General features: G+C 59.2%; 2 protein-coding genes and 1 pseudogene. 2 read left to right on the forward strand and 1 reads right to left on the reverse strand.

Annotated elements, in window-relative coordinates; translation table 11 throughout:
* Positions 1–60 precede the first annotated feature (60 nt).
* Positions 61–1512: pseudogene (metE, locus tag H8A95_RS41670) on the forward strand (5-methyltetrahydropteroyltriglutamate--homocysteine S-methyltransferase).
* 107 nt (positions 1513–1619) lie between these two features.
* On the forward strand, positions 1620–1787 hold the full coding sequence (locus H8A95_RS44015) for a hypothetical protein (RefSeq protein WP_274617726.1): 168 nt from the start codon (positions 1620–1622) through the stop codon (positions 1785–1787).
* 693 nt (positions 1788–2480) lie between these two features.
* Here the strand turns inward: H8A95_RS44015 and hemN are convergent.
* Positions 2481–3833 carry an oxygen-independent coproporphyrinogen III oxidase gene (gene hemN, locus H8A95_RS41675; protein WP_229171531.1) on the reverse strand — a complete coding sequence of 451 codons (1353 nt, stop codon included), beginning with the start codon at positions 3831–3833 and terminating at the stop codon, positions 2481–2483.
* Positions 3834–4521: the final 688 nt, after the last annotated feature.

Raw genomic sequence — 4521 nt, forward strand, 5'->3', positions numbered from 1 at the left:
GAGCCTATCGAGGAGTATGAGGAAGCCAAGGCTTTTGGCTTTCAGACCCGCCCTGTCCTGATAGGACCGGTCACATTCTTAAAGCTTGGCAAGAGTGCTGATCCTGCGTTCCAGCCACAGTCGCTCCTGGATGATCTGATACCGGTCTACATCGAGGTTCTGCAGGAGCTGGCCAAACGGGGAGCAAACTGGGTTCAGTTCGACGAGCCCTGCCTGGTCCTTGATCTGGATGAGGGTTCGCGAAAATCTTTGCTGCACGCCTACGACCGGCTCGCCGGGGAGGGACCGGACGTCAAGATCATGGTTGCCAGCTATTCCGGCGACCTCGGTGATAATCTGGATACAGCCTTGAACATGTCTGTTGCCGGACTGCACGTGGATCTGGTTCGCGCGCCGAAGCTCTTGGAACGGATCATTGCTACCGGCCGAAGCGATCTCATCATGTCGCTTGGTGTCATCGACGGACGAAATGTATGGCGGTCGAATCTGTCGGCGCTCCGCCAGCGGCTGGATCCCGCCATTGCGAAGCTAGGCAGGGATCGTGTACAGATCGCCCCATCCTGCTCGCTGCTTCACGTGCCGGTCAATGTTGAACTCGATACCGGGCTTGCTTCCGATGTCAGGAGCTGGCTTACTTTCTCGGTACAGAAGATGCGTGAGCTTGCGATCCTGGCGCGGGCACTCGCGGGCGACCGGAACGTTGCGGAAGCTCTTGCTGAATCGCAATCTGGCGTGACCGTCCGCCGGACTTCGCCGAAGATCCGTGATACCAATCTCGCCGTGCGGATGAGAGCGATCGACCAGGCCATGCGCCGGCGCGCCAGCCCACTTGTCCGTCGTGCCGAGATTCAACGCAAGCGCTTCGGACTACCGGCTTTTCCCACCACGACGATCGGATCGTTCTCGCAGACCGCAGAGGTCCGTAATGCCCGTGCGGCACACGCGCGAGGCGCGACGAGCAATACGACAAATTCCTCAAGGAGGAGACTGCGCGCTATACGTTGGCAGGAGGACATCGGTCTGGACGTCCTCGTGCACGGCGAGTTTGAGCGCAATGACATGGTACAGTACTTCGGCGAGCAGCTTGCTGGCTTCGCATTTACCAGGAACGGTTGGGTGCAATCCTATGGCTCGCGCTGTGTCAGGCCACGGATCCTGTTTGGCGATGTTTTGGGGCCCAAGCGGATCACCGTCGGCTGGTGGCGCTACGCGCAATCACTGACCAGCAAGCCGATGAAGGCAATGCTGACCGGACCAGTAACGATCTTGCGATGATATTCCAAGAAGCGAGGTCTGCCGTCAGATTGCGCTCGCGATAGAGACGAAATTCGCGATCTCGAGATAGCTGGTGCGAGCATGATCCAGATCGACGAAGCCGCACTCCGCGAAGGATTGCCATTGCGTCGATCAGAGTGGGCGGCCTATCTTGAGTGGGCCGGGGATAGCTTCCGCATTTGCTCATCGGGCGTCGCTGATCAGACGCAGATTCACACGCATATGTGCTACTTGTAGTTCAATGACATCATCTACACGCCTGGCCCGATCTGATTCGGATATTTGTAGTTCCTGAACGCGTCTATCAGTTCATCCATTCTCCAAGCATTCCCGAGGCAGGGGAAATGAAGGAGCTGATGGCATTGGCCCGGAAGCGGCTGCAGGATTCGCAGCTCAGGGCCAATCCGGACTGTGGCCTGAAGACGCGCAAATGGGAGGAGGGCCGCCCGGCGCTGGTCAACATGGTCGCCGCCCGCGAACGGCGCGCGGCATCCGATCGGCCAGGCCGTTGATCCTGCACTTGGCTCTCTCCTCGAGGAAGCTGATCCGCTTCTGAGTCATTTGCGTTCTCGATCATCTTGGCGGAGCCTTGGATGAGCACAAAAAAAGCCCGGCCGCACTTAGCAGGCCGGGCGAAAGTTAAGTCTGAGAGGAGCGACGCTGACGCATCGCCGACTTCCATCAGCGGAGGGAGGACAGCCGATGGTCCGATCACCGGCGAGGACATTCGCCGAAAATCTGAACCCAATTTAAAGCACGAGCTCAGGGTAGCTCAATTATGCTGTGGTATGCGGCCGATGTAGTCGAGTATTGGAAAACTACACCAAGGTTTGTCGCTGATCAGCACTTTCACAATGGTGTGCCGAGCCGAGCAAGGACTGCGGGTGACGCCCGGCGGTCGTGGTATCGGCCGAGGCTAGTGCAATTGGCGGCGCTTTCCTGCCGCTCGATCAGCCAATGCATGGGTGGCTTCTTATTGATCTGAACCCTGCTCAGGCAGTCGCTGTCCGGTTCCACTCAATAGCCAAGGTTCGGCTTGCGACTCTGTTTGGGATCGATGAGCGGATCGACGCACGACGTTGAAAGTGGCGGATGCCAATCGGGTGTTCCTCAATCACGAGATCGGTCTGACCCGGGCATAAGCCAGTTCACTGGTGACCGAAGTGCGGGACTGCTAGAGTGACAAGCTAGGCCGTCCACGACGATCAGACCGCCCCACTGTGCGTAGCCCCGCACCGAGGAAGGTGAGCGTCGAACGCCGACGCGACGCTCCGGACCAGGAACTCGGCGCCATCGGCCACGGAAAGCCGGCCATCGTCAACCACGACGACGCCATCTGCGATAAGGCTGTCGAGTCGGGACCGATCGATGACGGCCACCTCCGGATCCCTGCCGTGACGACGGGATGTCTCGGAGAGATCGACTGTCATGTCACACATAATTCGCTCGATGATCTCCGCTCGGTAGCGATCGTCATCAGTCAGCGAATAGCCCTTCGCGGTCGCGAGCCGATCCTCGGTGACACGAGCGAGGTAATCCCTTGTCGAGACAGCGTTCGCGACGAACCCTTGTTGCATGCGGCCGATGGCGCTGGCGCCGAGACCAACAAGGGCGTCCGCGCAATCGTCAGTATAGCCCTGGAAGTTGCGCCGCAACCTGCCTTGCTGCGCCGCCAGAGCGAGATTGTCGTGCGGCAGGGCGAAATGATCGATGCCGACGCGCACGTATCCAGCGTCAACCAAAGCGTCGGCTATCATTTCGGATTGGAGGTAGCGCTCGACGCTGTTGGGCAGAGTGGATTCGTCGATCTTGCGTTGATGCTTCTTGAATGTAGGAATGTGCGCGTAGCCAAAGGCGGAGAACCGATCCGGGTGCAACTCGAGGCATTTGTCGACGGTGTCCAGGCACGAATCGACTGTCTGTTGGGGCAGTCCATACAGCAGGTCGAAATTGATCCGACAAACGCCGGCGCGGCGTAACCGATTGACCGAAGTTGCGGTCTGTTCGAAGCTCTGCAGACGATTGATGGCCCGCTGAACAACCGGATCGAAGCTTTGCACCCCAAGGCTCGCCCGGTTGACGCCGCAATAGCCCAGCGCCTCGGCCATCGGATCGCTCAAGATGCGTGGATCGATCTCCACCGCGATCTCGGCATCAGGCAGGACGGCGAACGAATAACGCAACGAACCGACCAAATCAGCGAATGTTTCAGGTGTCATGATCGTCGGCGTGCCACCCCCGAAGTGAATATGAGAGATCGGCTGTCGTTGCCCAACGGCTTCTGCAACGAGGTAGGCTTCAGTGCGCAGTCCAGCCGCATAGATCGCGATCGGATCGTCGCGTTTCGTGACAGATGTGTGGCAGCCGCAGTACCAGCACATGCTTCGACAAAATGGCACGTGGACGTAGATCGAGGCGGACTGCTGGCGGCCCAGGGACTTGAGCCAAGCTTGATAGTCGATCTCGCGAACTGACTCTGAGAAATGAGGGGCCGTCGGATAGCTGGTGTAGCGCGGCACTCGGTGCTGCCCGTAGGATTGTGCCAGGTCCGGTCGCATTCGGATGCCTTTCTTGCTTTCCAGGCCGGATTATCCGACAGGGGCCGGATGAGCTTTGCGCTGCCTCAAATTATCCCGGTTGCTGGTGGCTGTGGCGGCTCTGAAACCTGATTGGTAGGTCATGCTCGCGGCGCATGCATCGTGCTTGGGATCGCGATGAAGCGGTCGCGTCAGGAATGAGCATTCTTGGCGATGCGAACCCATAGCTCGTCGTTATCCAATCGCGCCAGCATTGGGAGAGGCGAACGAAGCAGAAAGCGTTGTCGATGTCGAACGTGACGTCCAACGCCCCGCTGTTCGTGCCGAACTTCCGGGACTTGGCGGCATCTCGTGATGCGTGCGGCGAGCCGAGCCGGTGCCGGGCCCGCGATTCAGCCCATGCCGGGCAGGACTTGAGGAGGGAGAGTGTTTCGCCGTACCCGGCCTGGCCGCACTCGTCCTCATCGGTCGCGGACATGAGAGATGCCCTTTTTGCGCGAGATCAATGCGGTGTGGCCGAGCCTGCTGCGATCCCTGCCGACGATCACGTTGGAACCAGATCCTATGGAGGTTCGGCCATACCCCTGGCGACGGTAATTAAAGCAAGCGATCATCGAGCGCGGAAGCGTCCAGACTGTGCGTAGCCTGCGAGCCGGCGGAGCATCGCCATCTTCATTTCGACAGGATGAGCATGATCTCACATTCTCCT

It is taken from the genome of Bradyrhizobium oropedii, from assembly GCF_020889685.1.
GTDB classification, from domain to species: domain Bacteria; phylum Pseudomonadota; class Alphaproteobacteria; order Rhizobiales; family Xanthobacteraceae; genus Bradyrhizobium; species Bradyrhizobium oropedii.

Bases quoted from the DNA above. Each gene is read 5' to 3' on its own strand.
- H8A95_RS44015 (WP_274617726.1), top strand. From the start codon at position 1,620: ATGAAGGAGCTGATGGCATTGGCCCGGAAGCGGCTGCAGGATTCGCAG.
- hemN (WP_229171531.1), bottom strand. From the start codon at position 3,833: ATGCGACCGGACCTGGCACAATCCTACGGGCAGCACCGAGTGCCGCGC.